Source organism: Janthinobacterium sp. PC23-8 (assembly GCF_002250505.1).
GTDB lineage: Bacteria > Pseudomonadota > Gammaproteobacteria > Burkholderiales > Burkholderiaceae_D > Janthinobacterium.
In genome coordinates, this window is record NZ_NJGY01000003.1 from 25,986 (window position 1) to 46,805 (window position 20,820).

At 61.4% G+C, this 20,820-nt stretch carries 21 protein-coding genes; 16 read left to right on the top strand and 5 right to left on the bottom strand.

Going from position 1 to position 20,820, the window contains the following annotated elements:
- The first annotated feature begins 28 nt into the window (after positions 1 to 28).
- Positions 29 to 1,948 carry a molecular chaperone HtpG gene (htpG, locus tag CD932_RS19680; RefSeq protein ID WP_094444527.1) on the top strand — a complete coding sequence of 640 codons (1,920 nt, stop codon included), beginning with the start codon at positions 29 to 31 and terminating at the stop codon, positions 1,946 to 1,948.
- Positions 1,949 to 2,121: 173 nt separating this feature from the next.
- Entirely contained in the window at positions 2,122 to 3,162 is a 1,041-nt protein-coding gene (locus CD932_RS19685; RefSeq protein WP_141213315.1) for a hypothetical protein, read from the top strand.
- Positions 3,163 to 3,168: 6 nt separating this feature from the next.
- On the opposite strand, the gene kynA is transcribed toward CD932_RS19685, so the two are convergent.
- Together kynA and kynU are read right to left on the bottom strand one after the other, a co-directional pair.
- Entirely contained in the window at positions 3,169 to 4,041 is an 873-nt protein-coding gene (gene kynA / locus CD932_RS19690) for a tryptophan 2,3-dioxygenase (protein WP_094444529.1), read from the bottom strand.
- A 23-nt stretch (positions 4,042 to 4,064) separates the two neighbouring features.
- Positions 4,065 to 5,327, bottom strand: a complete 1,263-nt coding sequence (gene kynU, locus CD932_RS19695) for a kynureninase (protein WP_094445269.1) — start codon at positions 5,325 to 5,327, stop codon at positions 4,065 to 4,067.
- 591 nt (positions 5,328 to 5,918) lie between these two features.
- Here kynU and flhD point away from each other — a divergent pair.
- From flhD to cheY, 14 genes are all read left to right on the top strand, one after another.
- Positions 5,919 to 6,236 (top strand): flagellar transcriptional regulator FlhD, encoded by a 318-nt coding sequence (flhD, locus tag CD932_RS19705; protein WP_065306444.1) that lies wholly within the window; start codon positions 5,919 to 5,921, stop codon positions 6,234 to 6,236.
- A 35-nt stretch (positions 6,237 to 6,271) separates the two neighbouring features.
- Positions 6,272 to 6,832, top strand: a complete 561-nt coding sequence (gene flhC / locus CD932_RS19710) for a flagellar transcriptional regulator FlhC (RefSeq protein WP_094444531.1) — start codon at positions 6,272 to 6,274, stop codon at positions 6,830 to 6,832.
- Between the two features lie 84 nt (positions 6,833 to 6,916).
- Complete coding sequence (locus tag CD932_RS19715) at positions 6,917 to 7,678, top strand: trans-aconitate 2-methyltransferase (protein WP_094444532.1); 762 nt, start codon at positions 6,917 to 6,919, stop codon at positions 7,676 to 7,678.
- A gap of 210 nt (positions 7,679 to 7,888) precedes the next feature.
- Complete coding sequence (motA, locus tag CD932_RS19720) at positions 7,889 to 8,749, top strand: flagellar motor stator protein MotA (protein ID WP_094444533.1); 861 nt, start codon at positions 7,889 to 7,891, stop codon at positions 8,747 to 8,749.
- Positions 8,750 to 8,807: 58 nt separating this feature from the next.
- A complete protein-coding gene (motB, locus tag CD932_RS19725) occupies positions 8,808 to 9,782 on the top strand; it encodes a flagellar motor protein MotB (protein ID WP_094444534.1) in 975 nt (324 codons plus the stop codon).
- A 46-nt stretch (positions 9,783 to 9,828) separates the two neighbouring features.
- Entirely contained in the window at positions 9,829 to 10,377 is a 549-nt protein-coding gene (locus CD932_RS19730; RefSeq protein WP_094444535.1) for a chemotaxis protein, read from the top strand.
- A gap of 82 nt (positions 10,378 to 10,459) precedes the next feature.
- The gene (locus CD932_RS19735; protein ID WP_065306416.1) at positions 10,460 to 10,825 is read left to right on the top strand and encodes a response regulator; all 366 of its coding nucleotides are present in this window, start codon (positions 10,460 to 10,462) and stop codon (positions 10,823 to 10,825) included.
- A 43-nt stretch (positions 10,826 to 10,868) separates the two neighbouring features.
- Positions 10,869 to 13,073: a chemotaxis protein CheA gene (gene cheA / locus CD932_RS19740; RefSeq protein WP_094444536.1), complete on the top strand. Its 2,205-nt coding sequence runs from the start codon at positions 10,869 to 10,871 to the stop codon at positions 13,071 to 13,073.
- A 30-nt stretch (positions 13,074 to 13,103) separates the two neighbouring features.
- Positions 13,104 to 13,610, top strand: coding sequence for a chemotaxis protein CheW (locus CD932_RS19745; RefSeq protein ID WP_065306418.1), 507 nt, complete (start codon positions 13,104 to 13,106; stop codon positions 13,608 to 13,610).
- 174 nt (positions 13,611 to 13,784) lie between these two features.
- The gene (locus CD932_RS19750) at positions 13,785 to 15,506 is read left to right on the top strand and encodes a methyl-accepting chemotaxis protein (protein ID WP_094444537.1); all 1,722 of its coding nucleotides are present in this window, start codon (positions 13,785 to 13,787) and stop codon (positions 15,504 to 15,506) included.
- A 78-nt stretch (positions 15,507 to 15,584) separates the two neighbouring features.
- Positions 15,585 to 16,457, top strand: coding sequence for a CheR family methyltransferase (locus tag CD932_RS19755; protein WP_094444538.1), 873 nt, complete (start codon positions 15,585 to 15,587; stop codon positions 16,455 to 16,457).
- Between the two features lie 8 nt (positions 16,458 to 16,465).
- Positions 16,466 to 17,074: a chemoreceptor glutamine deamidase CheD gene (gene cheD / locus CD932_RS19760; RefSeq protein ID WP_094444539.1), complete on the top strand. Its 609-nt coding sequence runs from the start codon at positions 16,466 to 16,468 to the stop codon at positions 17,072 to 17,074.
- Positions 17,075 to 17,118: 44 nt separating this feature from the next.
- Positions 17,119 to 18,198, top strand: a complete 1,080-nt coding sequence (locus CD932_RS19765; protein ID WP_094444540.1) for a chemotaxis response regulator protein-glutamate methylesterase — start codon at positions 17,119 to 17,121, stop codon at positions 18,196 to 18,198.
- Positions 18,199 to 18,345: 147 nt separating this feature from the next.
- Entirely contained in the window at positions 18,346 to 18,744 is a 399-nt protein-coding gene (cheY, locus tag CD932_RS19770; protein ID WP_094444541.1) for a chemotaxis response regulator CheY, read from the top strand.
- A gap of 64 nt (positions 18,745 to 18,808) precedes the next feature.
- On the opposite strand, the gene panC is transcribed toward cheY, so the two are convergent.
- The 3 genes from panC to CD932_RS19785 are packed head-to-tail and all read right to left on the bottom strand — an operon-like array spanning position 18,809 to position 20,794.
- A complete protein-coding gene (panC, locus tag CD932_RS19775; RefSeq protein WP_094444542.1) occupies positions 18,809 to 19,648 on the bottom strand; it encodes a pantoate--beta-alanine ligase in 840 nt (279 codons plus the stop codon).
- A 55-nt stretch (positions 19,649 to 19,703) separates the two neighbouring features.
- Complete coding sequence (locus CD932_RS19780; RefSeq protein ID WP_094444543.1) at positions 19,704 to 20,564, bottom strand: ScpA family protein; 861 nt, start codon at positions 20,562 to 20,564, stop codon at positions 19,704 to 19,706.
- Positions 20,565 to 20,584: 20 nt separating this feature from the next.
- A complete protein-coding gene (locus CD932_RS19785; protein WP_094444544.1) occupies positions 20,585 to 20,794 on the bottom strand; it encodes a DUF3460 family protein in 210 nt (69 codons plus the stop codon).
- Between the last annotated feature and the right edge of the window lie 26 nt (positions 20,795 to 20,820).

Consider the following 20,820-nt stretch of genomic DNA (forward strand, 5'->3'; position numbering starts at 1 on the left):
GTCCCATTCACAAGACTATGAGGTAAACATGGCTGTCTCCGAAAAGCAAACCCTGGGTTTTCAGACCGAAGTAAAGCAGATGCTGCATCTGATGATCCATTCGCTGTACTCGAACAAGGAAATCTTCCTGCGCGAACTGATCTCGAACGCCTCCGACGCGGCCGACAAGCTGCGCTTCGAAGCGATCGACAATGACGCACTGTATGGCAACGATCACGAACTGAAAATCAAGGTCGGCTTCGACAAGGAAGCGCGCACCATCACCATTTCCGACAACGGCATCGGCATGACCCGTGACGAGGCGATCTCGCACCTGGGCACCATCGCCAAGTCGGGCACCAAGGAATTCTTCGGTAAACTCTCCGGCGACCAGCAGCAGGACGCAGCCCTGATCGGCCAGTTCGGCGTGGGCTTCTATTCGGGCTTTATCGTGGCCGACAAGATCACCGTCGAAACGCGCCGCGCCGGCGCCGATGCATCCGAAGGCGTGCGCTGGGAGTCGGCCGGTGAAGGCGACTACAGCATCGAGACCATCGAAAAAACCGGTCGCGGCACCGACATCGTGCTGCACCTGCGCGAAGGCGAGGACGAGCTGCTGTCGAGCTGGAAGATCAAGTCCATCATCCGCAAGTACTCGGACCATATCTCGCTGCCGATCGTGATGCAGAAAGAAGAATGGGACGACGAGAAGAAGGAAACCGTGGTCAGGGACGATCTTGAGACCGTCAACCAGGCCAGCGCCCTGTGGGCCCGCAGCAAGTCCGACATTACGCCGGAACAGTACGAGGAATTCTACAAGCACGTCTCGCACGACTTCCAGGCGCCATTGACGCACACGCACAACCGCGTCGAAGGGCGCAGCGAATACACGCAACTGCTGTACATCCCGGCCAAGGCGCCGTTCGACATGTGGGACCGCAACAAGCGCGGCGGCATCAAGCTGTACGTCAAGCGCGTCTTCATCATGGACGACGCCGAGCAGCTGATGCCGACCTACCTGCGCTTCGTCAAAGGCGTGATCGATTCGTCCGACCTGCCGCTGAACGTGTCGCGTGAAATCCTGCAGGAGTCGCGCGATGTAAAAGTGATCCGCGAAGGATCGACCAAGCGCGTGCTGGGCATGCTGGAAGAACTGGCAAACGCCGACGAGCAGGAAAAGAAAGACAAGTACGTCACGTTCTGGAAGGAATTCGGCCAGGTGCTGAAAGAGGGCATCGGCGAAGACGCGGGCAACAAGGAACGCCTGGCCAAGCTGCTGCGCTTTGCCTCGACCGCCAACGACAGCGATGAACAGATCACCTCGTTTGCCGACTACGTGGCGCGCATGAAGGAAGGCCAGGACAAGATTTATTACGTCACGGCCGACAACTACGCCGCCGCCAAAAACAGCCCGCACCTGGAAATCTTCCGCAAAAAAGGCGTCGAAGTGCTGCTGCTGACCGACCGCGTCGATGAATGGATGCTGTCGTTTATCCAGGACTTCGAGGGCAAGGAACTGGTGTCGGTGGCCAAGGGCGGCCTGGACCTGGGCGCGCTGGAAGACGAAGCGGAAAAGAAAGAACACGAAGAAACCGAAACTTCGTACGCCGACCTGGTTGGCAAGATGAAGACCGCCTTGGCCGACAAGGCCAAGGACGTGCGCGTGACGTTCCGCCTGACCGATTCGCCGGCCTGCCTGGTGGCCGACGAGAATGAACTGTCGGGCAACCTGCTGCGCATGCTCAAAGCGGCCGGCCAGAGCGCGCCGGAATCGAAGCCGATTTTGGAAATCAACCCGAACCATCCGCTGGTGACGCGTCTGAAATACGAAGATGCTGAAGGTGGCAAGTTCGGCGACTGGGCCAATATCCTGTTCGACCAGGCCTTGCTGGCCGAAGGCGGTTCGCTGGCCGACCCGGCCAGTTTCGTCAAGCGCCTCAACGAGTTGCTGCTCAATTCGGCGAAATAAGTCAGTTCGCTGCGCATTGAACTACCCGAACCGGCCCTTTTTCATGAAAAAGGGCCGGTTTTTTTCATGGGCGGCATCAGCGCCGATACAGCGACAGTGGATGGGGCCGTGCTAGAATCGCCGACGTGCCAAGCGTGGCCGCATTCACGGGTAGACCCTGGGCAGACAGAATCATGAACACTTTATCGACTTATCGCCGCCTTGGCGGCCTGCTGTTATGGGCCGCTTGCGCGGCCATGCCGGCCGTTGCGATGGCCAAAGCCGCACCGCTGCCAGGCAGGGCGCCAGCGGCGCAGCTGATCGTGCTGCCGGCCGGCCCCTTGCCACGCCTGAGCGACGAGCCGCAGGTGCGCGCCGCGCTGTTCGATTTCTTCGGCTATGCGCGCGGCAGTTATACCGATGACGATGGCCTGCTGCTGGAACAGGCGATCGAGGCGATCAGCGAGCGGCGCGATGCCACCCGCACGCAGCTGCCCGACGGGCGCGTGCTGCTCGCGTCGATGAACGACCGCAAGCAGGGCCGCGAGCGCGGCGCCCTGCTGCTCGACAAGCGCGGCGCCATTATCGCCTTTGGCCTGGTCAACGGCCATTGCCGCTTGCAGGGCCAGCCGCTGGCGAAAGTTTGCAAGCCCGACCCGCAAGCGGTGCTGACGGTGTTTCACCGCAAGGGCATGCTGGTGGGCGAGGCCGCGCCGCTGCTGGCGTGGGCGCGCCAATTGCCGCCGATGCTGGCGCTGATCGCCGCCGACGACGAGGCGGGCGGCGACGGGCAAAAGATCGCCAGCGTCGAATACGTGCTGGCGCAGCCGGCGCTGCCGGGCTGGAACCGCGCGCAGCTGCCGTCGGGCTTTCCGTCCGCGCTGCTGCCTTTGCTTCTCGATAAGTCAACCGTGCTGACCTCGGCCGGCGCCGGCGTGTTTTCCTTCCCGTTGTCGCTCAGGGGTAAAAAGCAGAACAATGTGCTCGACGAGGCGGAAGGCCGGCCGCCGCGCGACCTGGAAGTGGCGCTGCGCAGCTATGACAGCTTTGACAGCGTGGTCGAGCTGTACCGCAAGACCATCAAGGGCGCCAGATTGCAGCGCAACGAGCGCACCGCCTACCTGCACGGCGACCTGGGGCAGGGCAGCTACCGTGTGTATATCCGCAATACCGGTCTGGACGGCGTCATGATCGATGTCGCGCTGTGGCAGAAAAAACTGGCGGCCGGCCAGTAACAGGCGTTAAAGCTCGGTGCGCAGCGCGAACAGTTCCGGGAACAGCACCACGTCGAGCATCTTGCGCAGGTAGCTCACGCCCGCCGTGCCGCCGGTGCCCGTCTTGAAGCCGATGATGCGCTCGACCGTGGTCACGTGGCGGAAGCGCCAGAAGCGGAAGGCCGTTTCCAGGTCGACCAGTTTTTCGGCCAGCTCGTACAGCGCCCAGTATCTGGCCGGGTCGCGGTAGACCGCCAGCCAGGCCGCTTTCACCGAGTCGTCGCTGGCGGTCGGCAAGGTCCAGTCGGCGTTCAGGCGGCTTTGCGCAATCGGCAGGCCGCTGCGCGCCAGCAGCATCACCGCTTCATCGTAGACGGACGGCGCGCGCAGGGCGGTGTCGAGCACGGCGTACGGTTCGGGTGCGGTGGTGTGCACGTTCAGCAGGGTCGCGTTCTTGTTGCCCAAAATAAATTCAATCTCGCGGTACTGGTAGGACTGGAAACCCGACGAGGCGCCAAGATACGGGCGGATGGCCGTGTACTCGGGCGGTGTCATGGTCGCCAGCACGTCCCAGGCGTGCACCAGTTGATCCATGATGCGCGCCACCCTGGCCAGCATCTTGAAGGCGGGCGGCAGCTCGCCGCCTTGCAGATTGGCGCGCACGGCGTGCATTTCGTGCAGCATCAGCTTCATCCACAATTCGCTGGTCTGGTGCTGGACGATGAACAGCATTTCATTGTGGTTCGGCGACAGCGGATGCTGGGCCGTGAGGATGCGGTCCAGCGCCAGGTAGTCGCCATAGCTCATCGACTCGCTGAAGTCCATCTGCGCACCGTGCCATTGCGTATCCGGTGCGCCGGCATGCATGGGGCAGCCGCTGCTTGTTGCTTGGTCGTTCATGTGCTACTCCCGGTTTGCAATAATCAGGTCACCGCGTCGCGGCGGGCTTGGACATCGTAGGCGTGCGTGTCGAGGATCTCGCGCAGGATCTCGACCGCATCCCAGACCTCGGCAAAGCTGGTGTAGAGCGGCGTGAAACCGAAGCGCATGATGGCCGGTTCGCGGTAGTCGCCGATCACGCCGCGCGCGATCAGCGCCTGCATCACGGCATAGCCATGCGGATGCGTGAAGCTGACCTGGCTGCCGCGCCGCGCATGTTCGCGCGGCGTGACCAGCCCCAGCGGATGGCTGGCGCAGCGTTGCTCGACCAGCGCGATGAACAGGTCGGTCAGGGCCAGCGACTTGGCGCGGATGGCGGTCATGGTGGTCTGCGCGAAGATATCGAGGCCGCATTCGACCAGCGCCAGCGAGACGATGGGCTGGGTGCCGCACAGGGCGCGCGCGATGCCGTCGGCGGGCGCGAAGGACGGGTCCATGGCGAACGGCGCGCTATGGCCCCACCAGCCCGACAGTGGCTGGCGGAAGGCCGCCTGGTGCTGTTTCGGCACCCAGACAAAGGCCGGCGCGCCGGGGCCGCCATTGAGGTATTTGTAGGTGCAGCCGACGGCCAGGTCGGCACCATCGGCGTGCAGGTCCAGTGGCACGGCGCCGGCCGAGTGGGCCAGATCCCACAGCGCCAGCGCGCCCTGCGCGTGGCAGTGGGCGCTGATGGCCGCCATGTCGTGCTGGTAGCCGCTGCGGTAGTTCACATGGGTGAGCATGGCCACGGCGCAGTCGCCATCGATGGCCTGCGTCAGTTCGGCCGCATCGTCGACCAGGCGCAGCGCATAGCCACGGTCCAGCCATTGCGCCAGCCCTTGTGCCATATACAGGTCGGTCGGGAAGTTGCCGCGTTCGCTGACGATGATGCGGCGCGCAGGATGGGCACGCACAGGGTCCGCATGCGTGGCCTGCATCTGCAGCGCCGCAGCCAGTGCCTTGAACAGGTTGACCGAGGTGGTGTCGGTAATGACGACTTCGCCATCGCCTGCGCCGAGCAGCGGAGACAAAAGGTTGCCCAGGCGCTTGGGCAGGTCGAACCAGCCGTTGGTATTCCAGCTGCGGATCAGGTCATGGCCCCATTCGGCCTCGATCACTTGCTGTGCGCGGGCCATGGCTGCCTTCGGGCGCGCGCCCAGCGAGTTGCCGTCGAGGTAAATCACGCCCGCCGGCAGGTCGAACCGGTCGCGCAGCGGCGCCAGCGCGTCGTCGCGGCCGAGCGCCAGGCAATCTTGTTTGGAAATCATGGTGGCTTTCATGGCGATACGGGTCCGTGGTGCATGATATCGGCTTGGCCGGGGAGGCCAAACGGGAACGGCAGTGTAGCAAGTCTGGACGCGATTGCACGATTTTCCTGATCTTTGCCATGGGTAATAGTGCGTTTTTCCGGGGCGTGGCGAAGAAATTGCGCTTTTTTTTAAATTATTTTCAAAAGACGCTAAAGTTTCCATCTCAGGTGTCGTAAAAGACTACATAAGAAGAGAATAAAACTTTTTCATAATATTTAAAAAAAGTCCTCAAGTTCTCGCCGGCAGTGCCGTAATAGTCATTGTAAGCATTTTGATGTAAATCAAGCCGTTGTAAAAAAGCGATAACCACCTCTCTGCAGAAGGTCATCACACTTGTTTGTCCAGGGCTTCTTTTTCCACGCTTTTACAGGCGTGCGACCATGATCGTACCGTGTTTGTAAGACAAACACCTACGGTTCCGTCCTCTATTGTCTGGCGAAAAATACAGTGCTGCACCTCTATGCGGTTTTGTGTTGCTCCTGCAAAATGTATCTCACTGGAAACACGAAGTGCTCCAGTTGAAGAATTTAACGGATTGAGGAGATGGAAATGACTGCTAACGACATGATGGCTGAGATTCGCGATGCTAACCTGAGCTATCTGATGCTGGCCCAGCAGATGATCCGTGCGGACAAGGTAACGGCCATCTTCCGTCTTGGCGTATCGGCGGAAATCGCCGAACTGATCGAAGGCATGAGCAATGCACAGATCCTGAAATTGGCTGGCGGCAACATGATGCTGGCCCGCTTCCGCTTCGATGACAGCGCCATCCTGGGCATGTTGACGAACTACAACAAGGACCGCTCGCTGGCGCAGTCGCACGCCGCCATCCTGATGGCCGGACAGGGTGTTGAAGAAATCGTGTAAACTGACCCCGTAGTCAATCAGACGGGAGCAGTAGCATGGCCAAGAAAAGTGTCGTCTCGGAAGCACAGGAAATACAGCTTGCCATCGAGTTGATACAACTGGGCGCCCGCCTGCAGTTATTGGAAACCGAAGTATCGCTGTCGCGCGAACGCCTGCTCAACCTGTACAAGGAGTTGAAAGGGGTGTCGCCACCGAAAGGCATGCTGCCGTTCTCGACCGACTGGTTCATCACCTGGCAACCGAACATCCATTCCTCGCTGTTCATCAATATCCACCACTTCCTCGTGGAACACGCCGGCGCCACCGGCATCGAAGCGGTGATGAAGGCCTACAAGCTCTACCTCGAACAAATGCCGCCCGAAGCGGGCGAAGAGCCGCTGCTGTCCCTGACGCGCGCCTGGACGCTGGTGCGTTTTTTCAGCAGCAAGATGCTGGCCATGGCCACCTGCGGCAAGTGTGGCGGCAAGTTCGTCGTCAACTGCCTCGACCTGAACGCCGATTATGTCTGCGGCCTGTGCCACATGCCTTCGCGCGCCGGCAAGACCCGGAAGGCGCGCGACGAAGCGATTGCGGCGCCATCGGGCAATGCCGGCTGAGGTCACCTTGTCAGACAAAGTCGGGATAGTGTTCCGCTGTCAATGCTGGCGTTTCCACCACTGTTACTCCATCCTTTTTGATCCATGCTGCAACAAATCCTGCGTGCGCCGGCGCTCAAGGCCGTTCTGAGCCAGGTGCTGGCCTTTCCTCTGATGCTGGGCCTGGTGTACCTGCTGGCGCGCGCCGGCCTCGGCATGACCATGCTGTCGGTGGCATCGCTGCAGGGCGTGCTGGCGGCGCTGATCAGCTGGCGCGCCGGGCTGGCGCGCTGGTGGTGGGTGATCGCGCTGTTGTTCGCGCCGGCCCTGCTGGCGGCCAGTGCGCTGGACTTGCCGCCTGGGTTGTTCCTGCTGGTCTTCATTTTCCTGTTGAGCTTGTACTGGTCGACCTTCCGCACGCAAGTGCCGTTCTATCCGTCGGGGCCGGCCGTATGGCAGGAAGTGGCGCAATTGATCGCGGACCGTCCTGGTGTGCGGCTGATCGATATCGGCAGTGGCTTGGGTGGCCTGGTGCTGGACCTGGCGCGGCGCCGGCCCGACGGGCAATTTGCCGGCATCGAGCTGGCGCCGCTGCCATGGCTGGCGAGCCGCATGCGCGCGCGCCTGGCCGCAAGCGGCGCCCGCTTTATCCGTGGCGACTATGCGGACCTCGATTTCGCCCGCTACGATGTGGTGTTCGCCTACCTGTCGCCAGCAGCCATGGCGGCGCTGTGGTTGCAGGCCGAAAAGCAAATGTTGCCGGGTAGTATACTTCTTAGTTACGAATTCAGGATTGCCGCGCGCGCACCCGATAAGACCATTGCCGCCACAGAGCGTGGCCCTTTACTTTACGTATGGTGCTTTTAGGCAATTGTCTGCGTTATTTGCTTGCCGACAGCACAATCTCACGTTATTGTAGTTCTACGCGGAACTTTGCCGGAGGAAGCTCGAAATGGTGGCCGTTTTTATCGACTTCCGGTTACAGTTGCCGTCGCGTGGCATGGTAGCTGATTCGTCACGCAAGTTTGTCAGAATGTTACGGGTATGCAAGCCCGGCCACCTTGGGAGTCACAGCACTTGTTAGTCATACTCGGATACATCATCGTTTGCGCCTCGGTGTTCGGCGGCTTCGCGATGGCGGGCGGCCATGTTGCCGCACTGTTCCAGCCGCTGGAGCTGCTGATGATCGGCGGCGCTGCAGCGGGTGCTTTCCTGGTCGGCAATAATGGCAAGGCCATCAAGGCAACCATGGCCGCCTTGCCCAGCCTGTTCAAGGGTTCGCGCTACACCAAGGACCTGTACATGGAGCTGATGTCGCTGCTGTTCGAGGTGCTCAGCAAGGTGCGCAAGGAAGGCCTGATGTCGATCGAAGGCGATATTGACCGGCCCGAGGAAAGCCCGCTGTTTTCCAAGTATCCGGCGGTGCTGGCCGATCACCATATCGTCGAATTCATGACCGATTATCTGCGCCTGATGGTGTCGGGCAATATGGATGCGTTCCAGATCGAAAACCTGATGGACAACGAGATCGAAACCCATCACCATGAGGGCGCCGTGCCGGCCCATGTGATCGCCAAGGTTGGCGACGGCTTGCCCGCCTTCGGTATCGTTGCCGCCGTGATGGGCGTGGTGCACACGATGGAATCGGTGGGCTTGCCGCCGGCCGAGCTGGGCATGCTGATCGCGCACGCGCTGGTCGGCACCTTCCTCGGCATCTTGCTGGCCTATGGTTTCGTGGGGCCATTGGCCAGCCTGCTCGAACAGAAGCTCGACGAGTCGAGCAAGATGTTCCAGTGCGTGAAAGTGACCCTGCTCGCCAGCCTGAACGGCTATGCGCCGGCGCTGGCCGTGGAGTTTGGGCGCAAGGTGCTGTTCTCGACCGAGCGTCCGACCTTCAACGAGCTCGAAGACCATATCAAGAAATCGAAAACGAAGTAAGCAGTGAGGCCAGGTTTGCACATCATGAGTTCAGCGCTGCACAGGGAAGGAGGATGCCATGGCCGATGAAGGCATGCGCCCGATTATCGTCAAGCGCGTCAAGAAAGTGGCCGGCGGCCATCATGGCGGGGCGTGGAAGATTGCCTACGCCGACTTCGTGACGGCCATGATGGCCTTTTTCCTGCTGATGTGGCTGCTCGGCTCCACCTCGAAGGGCGACCTGAACGGCATTTCCGATTTCTTCAAGACGCCACTGAAGGTAGCGATGGCGGGCGGCACGGGCAGCGGCGAGAGCAATTCCGTGATCCAGGGCGGCGGCCAGGACATGACGCGCCAGGATGGGCAGGTGCGCAAGGCGCAGGAAGAGCAGCAGCGCAAGTCGTTCGATCTCAATTCGGCCAAGGCCGCGCTCGAGCGCGAAGAGGGCAAGCGCCTGCAGGCCTTGAAAGCGCGCATCGAGGCGACCATCGACGCCAATCCGCTGCTGAAAAAATACAAGAACCAATTGCTGCTCGATATCACCAGCGAAGGCTTGCGCATCCAGATCGTCGATGAACAGAACCGTCCGATGTTTGCGCTGGCCAACGCCAATCTGCAGCCCTACACCAAGGAAATCCTGCACGCGATTGGCTATGTATTGAACGAAGTGCCGAACCGCATCGGCTTGTCGGGCCACACCGATTCGACGCCCTACATGAGCGATGCCGGCTACAGTAACTGGGAATTGTCGGCCGACCGCGCCAACGCCTCGCGGCGCGAGCTGGTGATCGGCGGCATGAAGGAAGAAAAAGTGCTGCGCGTGGTGGGCCTGGGTTCGGCCGCCAATCTCGACAAGCTCGATCCCTTCAACCCGATCAACCGCCGCATCAGTATCATCGTCATGAACAAGCGCACGGAAGAAAACGTCCTGCGCGACGGCGCCGCGATCGAGTTGCCGGTCAATGACGCGGCGGCAGCCCTCTCGTCCGGGCTGGCTGCTGGCGCGGCGCCGGTCCCGATACCGGGAACGGGAACGGCGGCGGCAAAGAAGTAGGCGGGCATGGGCAGCGTGCGCATCGAAGCAAAACAATGAGATCTCTATGACAAGAAAGAAAATACTTGGCTCGCATGTGAAGCGCCTGTTGTCCGGCGTGTCGGACCATGGCCGCAAGCATTTGACGGAGGTGGAAACCGACCTGATGCAGACCGGCATCTTGCTGGAAGAGGCGATCGAGAAACTCTCCTTCAACTTCATGGCCATCCATGCGGCGGTGTCTGCCCAGCAGGAAACGATCGCCTTGCTGCTCGAGGGCGGCATGCCGCCCGAAGAGCAGCGTGAAAAGCTGCTGGCGCTGCAGGACCAGGTGGGCGGCTATGTCAATGCCGCCATCACCAGCATGCAGTTCCAGGACATGACGAGCCAGCTGATTGACCGCACCCTGAAACGGGTGACGGGGCTGCGCGAGTTTCTCGGTACCCTGGGTTCGCACGGCGCCGAAATGCTGCCGGAAAGCGATAACGAGGAAATCGTGGCCTTGCTTGGGCGCGTCAGCATGGCGCTGGCGATCCAGAGCCTGGAACTGCGCAGCGTGCTGCGCAAGGCTGTCAGTCAGCAGCATCTGGAAAGTGGCGACATCGAGCTGTTCTAGCACCAGTGCGGAAGAGTTGCGGTTGCGTGGTTCAATTCAATAAATAACCCGGGCACGAAGCCCGGAATCAGTGGGAGCAAAGATGGCCAAGACGATACTTGCAGTGGACGATTCGAGCTCATTGCGCCAGATGGTGGCGTTCAGCCTGAAAGCCGCCGGCTACCAGGTGGTGGAGGCTGTGGACGGCCAGGATGGACTGGAAAAGGCCAAGCTGCAAACCGTGGACCTGGTGCTGACGGACCAGAACATGCCACGCATGGACGGCCTGGAACTGATCAAGCTGCTGCGCGAGCTGCCGGCTTACCAGAAGGTGCCGATTCTGATGCTGACGACCGAGTCGTCCGATGAAATGAAGTCGAAAGGACGCGCCGCCGGCGCCAATGGCTGGCTGGTCAAGCCCTTCGATCCGCAGCGCCTGATCGAAGTGGTCAAGAAGGTGATTGGCTGATGCCAGCCGCGCAGCACAACGATGCAATTGACGGAGTCACTCTATGACCATCGATATTAGCCAGTTTTTCCAGGTCTTTTTCGATGAGGCCGAGGAACTGCTGGCTGAAATGGAACGGCTGCTGCTGGCCGTTGATATGACGGCGCCCGACGCCGAAGACCTCAATGCGGTGTTCCGTACTGCCCACTCGATCAAGGGCGGTGCTTCGACCTTTGGCCTGTCGGACATGAGCGAGGTGACGCACATCCTCGAGTCGCTGCTCGACCGTATCCGCCAGGGCCAGATGGCCCTGACGGCCGAACACGTCGACGCCTTCCTGGCGGCCAAGGACATCCTCAAGATGCAGCTCGACGGCCATCGCCTGGGCGCGGAAGTGGACCAGGACGCCGTCGCCAATGTGCGCATGATGCTGCAGTCGTTCTCGCAGGACGTGCCGGTGGCCGCTTTGACGCCGGTCGCGCCGGCCTTCCACGTGGCTGAAAAGGCTGCGGTCAGCCACGCCGGCGGCCACCGTTTCCGCCTCGAGCTGCCGCAGATGGCGCAGCGCGAAGTCGATGCGCTGGCAGCCGAACTGGGCCTCCTGGGCGACGTCGCCGTGACCGTGCTGCCCGACGCGCGCAGTTCGCTGGAAGTGACGACCCATGAAAGCCTGGACGATATCCTGGCCATCTGCTCGTTCGTGCTGAACCCGGACGACATGGTGATCACCCAGGCGCCGCCGCTGGCGCCGGGTGAGGCGACGACGGCGCAACTGGCGCGCGCGGCGCAGGAAGCGGCGCAAGGCTATGGCTTTTTCGATCCGCTGCCAGGCGCGCCAGGCGCGGTGAAAACCGAGGCCGAGCAGGGCTATGGCTTCTTCCAGCCGCTCGCGGAGATCCGCGCCGCCGCCGGCGTGCAGACCGACGCCGAACGCGGCTACGGTTTCTTCCAGCCGCTCGAACAGATACGCGCCAACGCCGCCAGCGTGGCGAGCGTCGCCGCGGCTCCAGGCGCGGTGGCGGCCGAGGCCGAAGTCGAGAAAAAGCCGGTCAAGAAAGAGGCCGAGAAGGCCGGCGCCGAATCGTCGTCGATCCGCGTGTCGATCGAAAAGGTCGATCAGCTGATCAACCTGGTGGGCGAACTGGTGATCACGCAGGCGATGATCGAACAGCGCGCCAGCGCGCTGGACCCGATGCTGCATGAAAAACTGCTCGATAGCGTGGGCCACCTGACGCGCAATACGCGCGACCTGCAGGAAGCGGTGATGTCGATCCGCATGATGCCGATGGATTTCGTGTTTTCGCGCTTTCCGCGCATGGTGCGCGACCTGGCCGGCAAATTGGGCAAGAAGGTCGACTTCATCACCAATGGCGCGGCGACGGAACTGGACAAGGGCCTGATCGAGCGCATTGTCGATCCGCTCACCCATCTGGTGCGCAACAGCATCGACCATGGCGTGGAAATGCCGGCCGCCCGCGTGGCTGCCGGCAAGACCGAGGCGGGCCGTTTGTTCCTGTCGGCCAGCCATCAGGGCGGCAATATCATTATCGAAGTGTCGGACGATGGCGCGGGACTGAACCGCGAACGCATCCTGGCCAAGGCGCGCCAGCAGGGCATGGACGTGTCGGACACCATGCCGGACGCCGAAGTATGGCAGCTCATTTTCGCACCCGGCTTTTCCACCGCCGAAGCGGTCACCGACGTGTCGGGCCGCGGTGTTGGCATGGATGTGGTCAAGCGCAATATCAGCGCCATGGGCGGCGTGGTCGATATCCGCTCGGCCAAGGGCTTCGGCACTACCATTTCGATCTCGCTGCCGCTGACCCTGGCCATCCTGGACGGCATGTCGATCCGGGTCGGCGAGGAAGTGTATATCCTGCCGCTGGGCTTTGTGATCGAATCGCTGCAGCCGGCGCTCGAAGACATCAAGGACATCAGTGGCAAGGGGCAAGTGGTCAAGGTGCGCGGCGAATACCTGCCGCTGATCCCGTTGTTCCAGATGTTCGATATCGCGCCGCGCTTTACCAGTCCGTCCGAAGGCATCTGCGTGATCCTCGAGACGGAAGGGCGCAAGGCCGCGCTGTTCGTCGACGACCTGGTGGGACAGCAGCAGGTGGTGGTGAAAAACCTCGAATCGAATTACCGCAAGGTGGTAGGCATCTCCGGCGCCACCATCCTTGGCGATGGCGGCGTATCGCTGATTCTCGATGTCGCTGCCCTGATCCGCTCGTCGCGCCAGTTGGCCGACGAGTCCCATATTTTTTCGTAACACCGCTAGATAACAGATAGGAACCTCATCATGTCAGATACTCAACAATTATCCGCCAGCAAAACTAGCGACGGCAAGGACATCGCCGGCCGTGAATTCCTGGCCTTCACGCTGGGCTCGGAAGAGTACGGCATCGATATCCTGAAAGTCCAGGAAATCCGCGGCTATGAAGCGGTGACCCGCATTGCCAACGCGCCCGAATTCATCAAGGGCGTGATCAACCTGCGCGGCATCATCATTCCGGTGGTCGACATGCGCATCAAGTTCAAGCTGGGCACCCCCGTCTACGACCAGTTCACGGTAGTGATCATCCTGAACATCGGTGGCCGCATTGTCGGCATGGTGGTCGACAGCGTCTCCGACGTGACCACCCTGACGCCTGAGCAGGTGAAACCGGCACCGGAAATGGGTACCGCATTTTCGACCGACTACATGATAGGCCTGGGTACCATCGACGAGCGCATGCTGATCCTGGTCGATATCGACAAGCTGATGTCCAGCAGCGAGATGGGTCTGATCGACAAACTGGCCGCCTGATAGGCAAGCGTCGTTCGATTGCAGCGGCAAGCTGGGGGCAGACCAGCCGGGACCTGGCGTCCCCGTCTGACCCCGGCATTTGCCGGCAGGCCGCAAGGTTCGTAGAAACCAGGCCAGGGCACGGCGCGACACGCCCGGCGTGTGCGCCGTCATCAAACATAGGGGGAGACTGTCATGGGTTTGCGCAATTTCAAGATAGGTACGCGGCTGAGCATCGGTTTTGGCAGCATTCTGGCGATTCTGGTGATCGTCGTGGTGGCGGCCACGGCATTAAATTACCGCAACAAGGCGCAGTTGCTGTCGGGGCTGGAGAGCGCCAGCGAGAAGAATACGCAGGCGTCGACCATGAAAAGCGCGATGCTGGAAATGGGCATCGCCATGCGCAATATCGGCTTGCAGGGCGACGTCGGCCTGATGCAGGCCGAAGAGGGCAAGGTACGCGAGCAGCGCAAGCAGTACGATGGCGCGCGCGACAAGCTCGCCAAACTGGGCCTGTCCGATGCCGAAAAGGCGCTGGTGGCCAATATCGCGGTGCTGGACCGTGAAGTCGACAGCGCCTTCAAGGAAGCGATGGGGCAGGTGCTGGCGTTTAACAGCGAAGGCGGCGCCAAGGTGATCGCCAACCGCATCGATCCCCTGAATCGCAAGATGCTGGTCGATATCAACCAGCTGCTGCAGTTGCAGCAGGCCAGCCAGCAGCGCTTCATGGCCGGTTCGCTGGCCGATGACAAGCAGTTGATGCTGGTGCTGCTGGTGCTGGGCGGCGCGGCCGTGGTGCTGGGCGCCTGGTGCGCCATCTTCATCACGCGCTCGATCACCCAGCCCTTGTCGGGCGCGGTGGCGGTGGCGCAGAAGGTGGCGTCGGGCGAACTGAGCTCGCACGCGGTAGTCGAAGGGCGCGATGAAACCAGCGCCTTGCAGCAGGCGCTGAAAGACATGAATGAAAGCCTGGTGCGCACGGTCAGCGACGTGCGCCAGGGCACGCAGACGATCGCCATCGCCTCGCGCGAAATCGCCAGCGGCAATGCCGACCTGTCGGCGCGCACGGAAACGCAGGCCAGTTCGCTCGAAGAGACGGCCTCGTCGATGGAAGAGCTGACGTCGACGGTGAAACAGAACGCCGACAATGCGCGCCAGGCCAACCAGCTGGCCGTGTCGGCCTCGTCGGTGGCGCAGCAGGGCGGCAGCGTGGTGGCGCAGGTGGTCGACACCATGGGCTCGATCAAGGATAGTTCGCGCAAGATCGTCGACATCATCGGCGTCATCGACGGCATCGCCTTCCAGACCAATATCCTGGCCTTGAATGCGGCGGTCGAGGCGGCGCGGGCCGGCGAGCAGGGCCGCGGCTTTGCGGTGGTGGCCTCGGAAGTGCGCAATCTGGCGCAACGCTCCGCCAGCGCAGCGAGGGAAATCAAGGGCCTGATCGGCGACTCGGTCGACAAGGTCGATGCGGGCAGCCGGCTGGTCGACGAAGCGGGGCAGACCATGGGCCTGATCGTCACCTCGATCCGCCAGGTGGCCGACATCATGGGCGAGATCACGGCGGCGACGCAGGAACAGAGCCATGGTATCGAGGAAGTGAACCAGGCCATCGCGCAGATGGACCAGATGACGCAGCAGAACGCGGCGCTGGTCGAGCAAGCGGCGGCGGCCGCCGAAAGCATGCAGGACCAGGCGCTGCGCCTGGCCGACGCCGTCAGCATCTTCAAGCTGGACGGCGAAGGCAATGCGCCGGCGGCGATGGTGGCGGCGCCGACGCCGAAGCCCGTGACAGCGGCGCCGCGCCAGCCGCTGGCGGCAAAGACCAGGGTAGTGGCGCCTGCGGCGAGGGCGGTGACGCCACCGCCGGCGAAAAAGCTGGCGGCGGCCAGCGGCGACGATTGGGAAGAGTTCTGATTCTTGGCCTGCTCCCGGTCGCGCTTGTAGTATTGCAAAGGCATTGTTCAAAGCAGTCATAGAAGAGGTAATCAACAAATGCCGCAAACTAAAACGGATTCAGCCAAGGAATTTGACTTCACCGGCAAGGATTTCGAGCGCGTCCGCACCATGATCTACAAGCGGGCCGGCATCGCGCTGGCCGACAGCAAGCAGGAGATGGTCTACAGCCGCCTGGCGCGCCGCTTGCGCGCGACCGGCATCTCGTCGTTCGTGCGTTACCTGGACGACCTGGAAGCGGGCCGCATGGCCGACGAATGGGAGGCGTTCACCAACGCGCTGACGACCAACCTGACCTCGTTCTTCCGCGAAGCCCATCACTTTCCGCTGCTCGCCGAGCATCTGAAAAAGCTCAAGGGACCGATCACCATCTGGTGTTCGGCCGCCTCCACCGGCGAGGAGCCATATTCGATTGCCATTACGGCGTGCGAGGCCTTCAATACGCTCACGCCGCCGGTGACCATCATCGCCACCGACATCGACACCAATGTGCTGGCCACGGCGGCCAATGGCGTCTACAACCTCGACCGGCTCGACAAGATGCCGGCCGACCGCGCGCGCCGCTTCTTCTTGCGCGGCAAGGGAGACCGCGAAGGCCAAGTGCGGGTGCGCCCCGAATTGCGCCAGATGATCACCTTCAAGCCGCTCAACCTGCTGGCCGACGGCTGGCCCGTGAGCGGCCAGTTCGACGTGATCTTCTGCCGCAATGTCATGATCTATTTCGACAAAGCGACCCAGCGCAAGATCTTGTCGCGCTTCGTGCCGCTGATGAAACCTGACGCGCTGCTGTTCGCGGGCCACTCGGAAAATTTCCTGTACGTGTCGGAGTCCCTGAAATTGCGCGGCAAGACGGTGTATGAACTGGACAGCTCGCGCAGCACCGCACCCAAAGCATCGTCGCAACGTACCTGAGATTAGCCATGAGCCTCGCACCCAAAGAACAATTCGCCACCAACGTCTATTTCGACCGGACGTTCAACTGCGAAGCCGCCAAGATCCTGCCTGGCGAGTACTACTTCACCAACAAGGACATGCTGATCGTCACCGTGCTCGGTTCCTGCGTGTCGGCCTGCATCCGCGACCGCGTCACGGGCCTGGGCGGCATGAACCACTTCATGCTGCCCGACGGCGGCAGCGATACCAACAGTCCGATTTCGGCATCGATGCGCTATGGCACCTACGCCATGGAGATACTGATCAACGACCTGCTGAAAGCGGGCGCCAGGCGCGAGAACATGGAAGCGAAAGTGTTCGGCGGCGGCGCCGTGCTGCGCGGCTTTACGGCGATTAACGTCGGCGAGCGCAATGCGGCCTTCGTCATCAACTACCTGAAGGCCGAAAAAATGCGCGTGGTGGCCGAAGACCTCAACGACATCCACCCGCGCAAGGTGTATTTCTTCCCGCGCAGCGGCAAGGTGCTGGTGAAAAAGCTGATGCAGTCGCATAACGACACGCTGGTGCGCCGCGAACTCGATTACGCCAGCCGCCTGAAAGTCGCTCCGGTGGGCGGATCAGTAGATTTGTTCTGACAAAGATTATGAGTAGTGGCCTGTATGGCCTGGAAGGGAAATAAATGAAGATCAAGGTACTGATCGTGGATGACTCGGCGCTGATCCGCAGCGTGATGGCGGAAATCGTCAACAGCCAGCCCGATATGGAAGTGGTGGGTACGGCGCCGGACCCGCTGGTGGCGCGCGAGCTGATCAAGCAGACCAACCCGGACGTGCTGACCCTGGACGTCGAGATGCCGAAGATGGATGGCCTGGACTTCCTGGAAAAACTGATGCGCCTGCGTCCGATGCCGGTGCTGATGGTGTCGTCCCTGACCGAGCGCGGCTCGGAAATCACCATGCGCGCGCTGGAGCTCGGTGCGGTCGACTTCGTCACCAAGCCGAAAATTTCGATCCAGAGCGGCATGCGCGAGTACTCCGAGATGATCGCCGACAAGATCCGCGCCGCCTCCAAGGCGCGTATCCGCGCCCGCACCCTGGCGCCGCATGGCGCAGCGGCCGCGCCTGGCACGGCGCCGTTGCCGGTGTTGCGCAATCCGCTGCTGTCGTCGGAAAAACTGATTATCGTCGGCGCGTCCACCGGCGGCACCGAAGCGATCCGTGAATTTTTGATGCAGATGCCATCGGACTGCCCCGGCATCCTGATCACCCAGCATATGCCGGAAGGCTTTACGCGCTCGTTCGCGCGCCGCCTCGATTCGCTGTGCAAGATCTCGGTGCAGGAAGCGGCCGGCGGCGAAAGGGTGCTGCCTGGTCACGCCTATATCGCTCCTGGCCACTCGCACCTGACCTTGACCCGCAGCGGCGCGAACTACATGACCAAGATCGACCAGAGCGAACCGGTCAACCGCCACCGCCCATCGGTGGACGTGCTGTTCCGTTCGGCCGCCCAGTTTGCCGGCAAGAATGCGGTCGGCGTGATCCTGACCGGCATGGGCAAGGACGGCGCGCAAGGGATGCTGGAGATGAAGGCCGCAGGAGCGTATAATTTCGCACAGGATGAAGCCAGTTGCGTGGTGTTCGGCATGCCGCGTGAAGCGATCGCCGTCGGCGCCACGCATGAGGTAGGCGCGCTGACGGCGCTGCCCGGCATGGTACTCGGATACCTGGCAGCCCACGGCATGCGCGCTTTGCGCGTGTAAGCCACGTTTCCTATAATGGATGGCAAGTTTTTTCGCTTAAAAGCAACGAAAATGCTATCCTGTGACTTGCTGCCGTAGTGTCGACCATAATGTCGGCATTCATGTCGATATTATTAACAAACCGCTACAGAAACAACGGAGTTATTCATGGCTGATCCAAAGATGAAATTTTTAGTCGTTGACGATTTTTCGACGATGCGCCGCATTGTCCGGAATCTGTTGAAGGAACTGGGTTATGCCAACGTCGACGAGGCTGAAGACGGCGTGATGGGCCTGGCCAAACTGCGCTCGGAATCGTTTGATTTCGTCGTCTCGGACTGGAATATGCCGAATATGGACGGCCTGACCATGCTGCAGCATATCCGCGCCGATCCGGCACTTGCCAAGCTGCCCGTGCTGATGGTGACGGCCGAAGCGAAGAAGGAAAACATCATCGCTGCCGCGCAAGCGGGCGCCAGCGGCTACGTTGTCAAGCCGTTCACGGCCGCGACGCTCGATGAAAAGCTGAACAAGATTTTCGAGAAACTGGATAAAGCCGGCGCCTGATCGGGGTTGCCGGGTTTAATAAAAAAGCTGCCAGTGTGAACTGGCAGCTTTTTTTCGTGTGCTCTTAAATCTCCAGGTTGTCGATCAACCGTGTCTGCCCCAGCCGGGCCGCCGCCAGCACCACCAGCGGCTCGCCCGCCGCCAGTTCGGCAGCATTCGGCGATTGCAGGTTGGCGCGCTTGCGCACCGAGATATAGTCGGATTTCCAGCCGCGGCCATCGAGCAGGCGCATCGCGGCCTGTTCCAGTTCCGTCACGGCCAGGTTGCCCTTGCGCACTTCCTCGGCGACAAAATTGAGGCCCTTGTACAGCTCGGGCGCTTCGGCGCGTTCGCTGTCCGACAAATACATATTGCGCGACGATAGCGCCAGGCCGTCGTCGGCGCGATAGGTTTCGGCGGCGATGATTTCGGTCGGCATGGCCATCTGGCGCGCCATGTTGCGGATGATCATCAGTTGCTGGTAATCCTTCTTGCCGAACACGGCCGCGCGCGGCTGCACGCAGGAAAACAATTTGGTGACGACCGTGCACACGCCTTCGAAGAAGCCGGGGCGAAATTCGCCTTCCAGGGTATTGCCCAGGTCGTCAGGCGGGCGCACGCGGTATTCCTGCGGTTCCGGATACAGTTCTTTCTCGGTCGGCGCAAACAGCACGTAGACGCCTTCCTTTTCCAGCTTGGCGACATCGGCGGCCATGGTGCGCGGATATTTTTCGAAGTCTTCGTTCGGCCCGAACTGCAGGCGGTTGACGAAAATCGAGGCCACCACCGGGTCGCCGTGCTTGCGCGCCAGGCGCATCAGCGACAGATGGCCTTCATGCAGATTGCCCATGGTCGGCACGAAGGCCGTGCGCAGCTGTCCGCTGAGCTGGTCGCGCAATTCATCGATGTCGGAAATAATTTTCATTGCATGCTTTCGCTAAAACCCCGTTCTACGGGGGCAGTGACAAAGGGAGATGATATCAGGCCGGCGAATAGGCCAGCCGGACGTAAATGGGCGCAAACGGTTCAGCTTGCGTGATTTCGATCAGGGTTTCCTTGGCCAGTTCCAGCAGGGCCACGAAGTTGACCACCACCACCGGCACGCCGCCCTTGACATCGAACAGGTCGCCAAACTCGACGAAACGCGTGCTTTGCAAACGGCGCAGGATGGCCGTCATGTGCTCGCGCACCGACAATTCCTGGCGGCTGATGCGGTGATGCTGGGTCAGTTTGGCGCGTTTGAGCACATCGAGCCAGGCCTGCTGCAAGTCCACCGGCTCGACTTCGGGCCAGGTGGGCGTGAGGCTTTGCTCGATGAAGATCTGGGTGCGCACGAAGTCGCGTTCGAACTGCGGGATGGTGTTCAGGTCATACGCGGCCAGCTTGATCTGCTCGTATTCGAGCAGGCGGCGCACCAGTTCGGCGCGCGGGTCGCCGCCGTCTTCCTCGACCTCGCTCTTGCGCGAGGGCAGCAGCATGCGCGACTTGATCTCGATCAGCATGGCCGCCATCAGCAGGTATTCGGCCGCCAGTTCCAGGTTGCGCACGCGGATCTGGTCGACGTATTTCAGATATTGCAGGGTGACCTGCGCCATCGGAATATCCAGGATATTGAAATTCTGCTTGCGGATCAGATAGAGCAGCAAGTCGAGCGGGCCTTCGAAGGCGTCGAGGAAGATTTCCAGCGCGTCCGGCGGAATATACAGATCGGTCGGCATGCGCAGCATCGGCTCGCCATACAGGCGGGCGATGCCCAGCGGATCGGGGGCGGGCGGCGCGATGACCGCGGCCACGCCAGGCACGGCGGTGCCTGGCGCGTCCGCCGGTTCTTCAGGCAACATCGTGCCGGTTCCAGCGGTGATTAGTTCTTGTTCTGATACACGTAAGCTTGCTGCTTGACGGCCGAGGCCATCTGGCGGTCCTGCTCGTCAAGGCTGACGGGCGGCTTGTCCCACAGCAGGGCGCGGCCGGCGCGCTGGCCTTCTTCCATGCCCGGATTCTTCGCTTTCAGTTCGGCGATGAACAAGGTGTGGTCCGAGACGTAGTTCATGTGTTTTGCAGGCAGTTTCATGGTCACTTCCGAGTTAAATCAGCAAG

Excerpts from the sequence above, each read along its gene's own strand:
- CD932_RS19730 (WP_094444535.1), top strand. The coding sequence starts at position 9,829 with ATGACAAGAAAGAAAATACTTGGCTCGCATGTGAAGCGCCTGTTGTCC.
- CD932_RS19755 (WP_094444538.1), top strand. The coding sequence starts at position 15,585 with ATGCCGCAAACTAAAACGGATTCAGCCAAGGAATTTGACTTCACCGGC.
- CD932_RS19785 (WP_094444544.1), bottom strand. The coding sequence starts at position 20,794 with ATGAAACTGCCTGCAAAACACATGAACTACGTCTCGGACCACACCTTG.
- kynA (WP_094444529.1), bottom strand. The coding sequence starts at position 4,041 with ATGAACGACCAAGCAACAAGCAGCGGCTGCCCCATGCATGCCGGCGCA.
- htpG (WP_094444527.1), top strand. The coding sequence starts at position 29 with ATGGCTGTCTCCGAAAAGCAAACCCTGGGTTTTCAGACCGAAGTAAAG.
- CD932_RS19685 (WP_141213315.1), top strand. The coding sequence starts at position 2,122 with ATGAACACTTTATCGACTTATCGCCGCCTTGGCGGCCTGCTGTTATGG.
- CD932_RS19735 (WP_065306416.1), top strand. The coding sequence starts at position 10,460 with ATGGCCAAGACGATACTTGCAGTGGACGATTCGAGCTCATTGCGCCAG.
- CD932_RS19745 (WP_065306418.1), top strand. The coding sequence starts at position 13,104 with ATGTCAGATACTCAACAATTATCCGCCAGCAAAACTAGCGACGGCAAG.
- flhC (WP_094444531.1), top strand. The coding sequence starts at position 6,272 with ATGGCCAAGAAAAGTGTCGTCTCGGAAGCACAGGAAATACAGCTTGCC.
- cheD (WP_094444539.1), top strand. The coding sequence starts at position 16,466 with ATGAGCCTCGCACCCAAAGAACAATTCGCCACCAACGTCTATTTCGAC.
- cheA (WP_094444536.1), top strand. The coding sequence starts at position 10,869 with ATGACCATCGATATTAGCCAGTTTTTCCAGGTCTTTTTCGATGAGGCC.
- CD932_RS19765 (WP_094444540.1), top strand. The coding sequence starts at position 17,119 with ATGAAGATCAAGGTACTGATCGTGGATGACTCGGCGCTGATCCGCAGC.
- cheY (WP_094444541.1), top strand. The coding sequence starts at position 18,346 with ATGGCTGATCCAAAGATGAAATTTTTAGTCGTTGACGATTTTTCGACG.
- panC (WP_094444542.1), bottom strand. The coding sequence starts at position 19,648 with ATGAAAATTATTTCCGACATCGATGAATTGCGCGACCAGCTCAGCGGA.
- CD932_RS19750 (WP_094444537.1), top strand. The coding sequence starts at position 13,785 with ATGGGTTTGCGCAATTTCAAGATAGGTACGCGGCTGAGCATCGGTTTT.
- flhD (WP_065306444.1), top strand. The coding sequence starts at position 5,919 with ATGACTGCTAACGACATGATGGCTGAGATTCGCGATGCTAACCTGAGC.
- CD932_RS19780 (WP_094444543.1), bottom strand. The coding sequence starts at position 20,564 with ATGTTGCCTGAAGAACCGGCGGACGCGCCAGGCACCGCCGTGCCTGGC.
- kynU (WP_094445269.1), bottom strand. The coding sequence starts at position 5,327 with ATGATTTCCAAACAAGATTGCCTGGCGCTCGGCCGCGACGACGCGCTG.
- CD932_RS19715 (WP_094444532.1), top strand. The coding sequence starts at position 6,917 with ATGCTGCAACAAATCCTGCGTGCGCCGGCGCTCAAGGCCGTTCTGAGC.
- motB (WP_094444534.1), top strand. The coding sequence starts at position 8,808 with ATGGCCGATGAAGGCATGCGCCCGATTATCGTCAAGCGCGTCAAGAAA.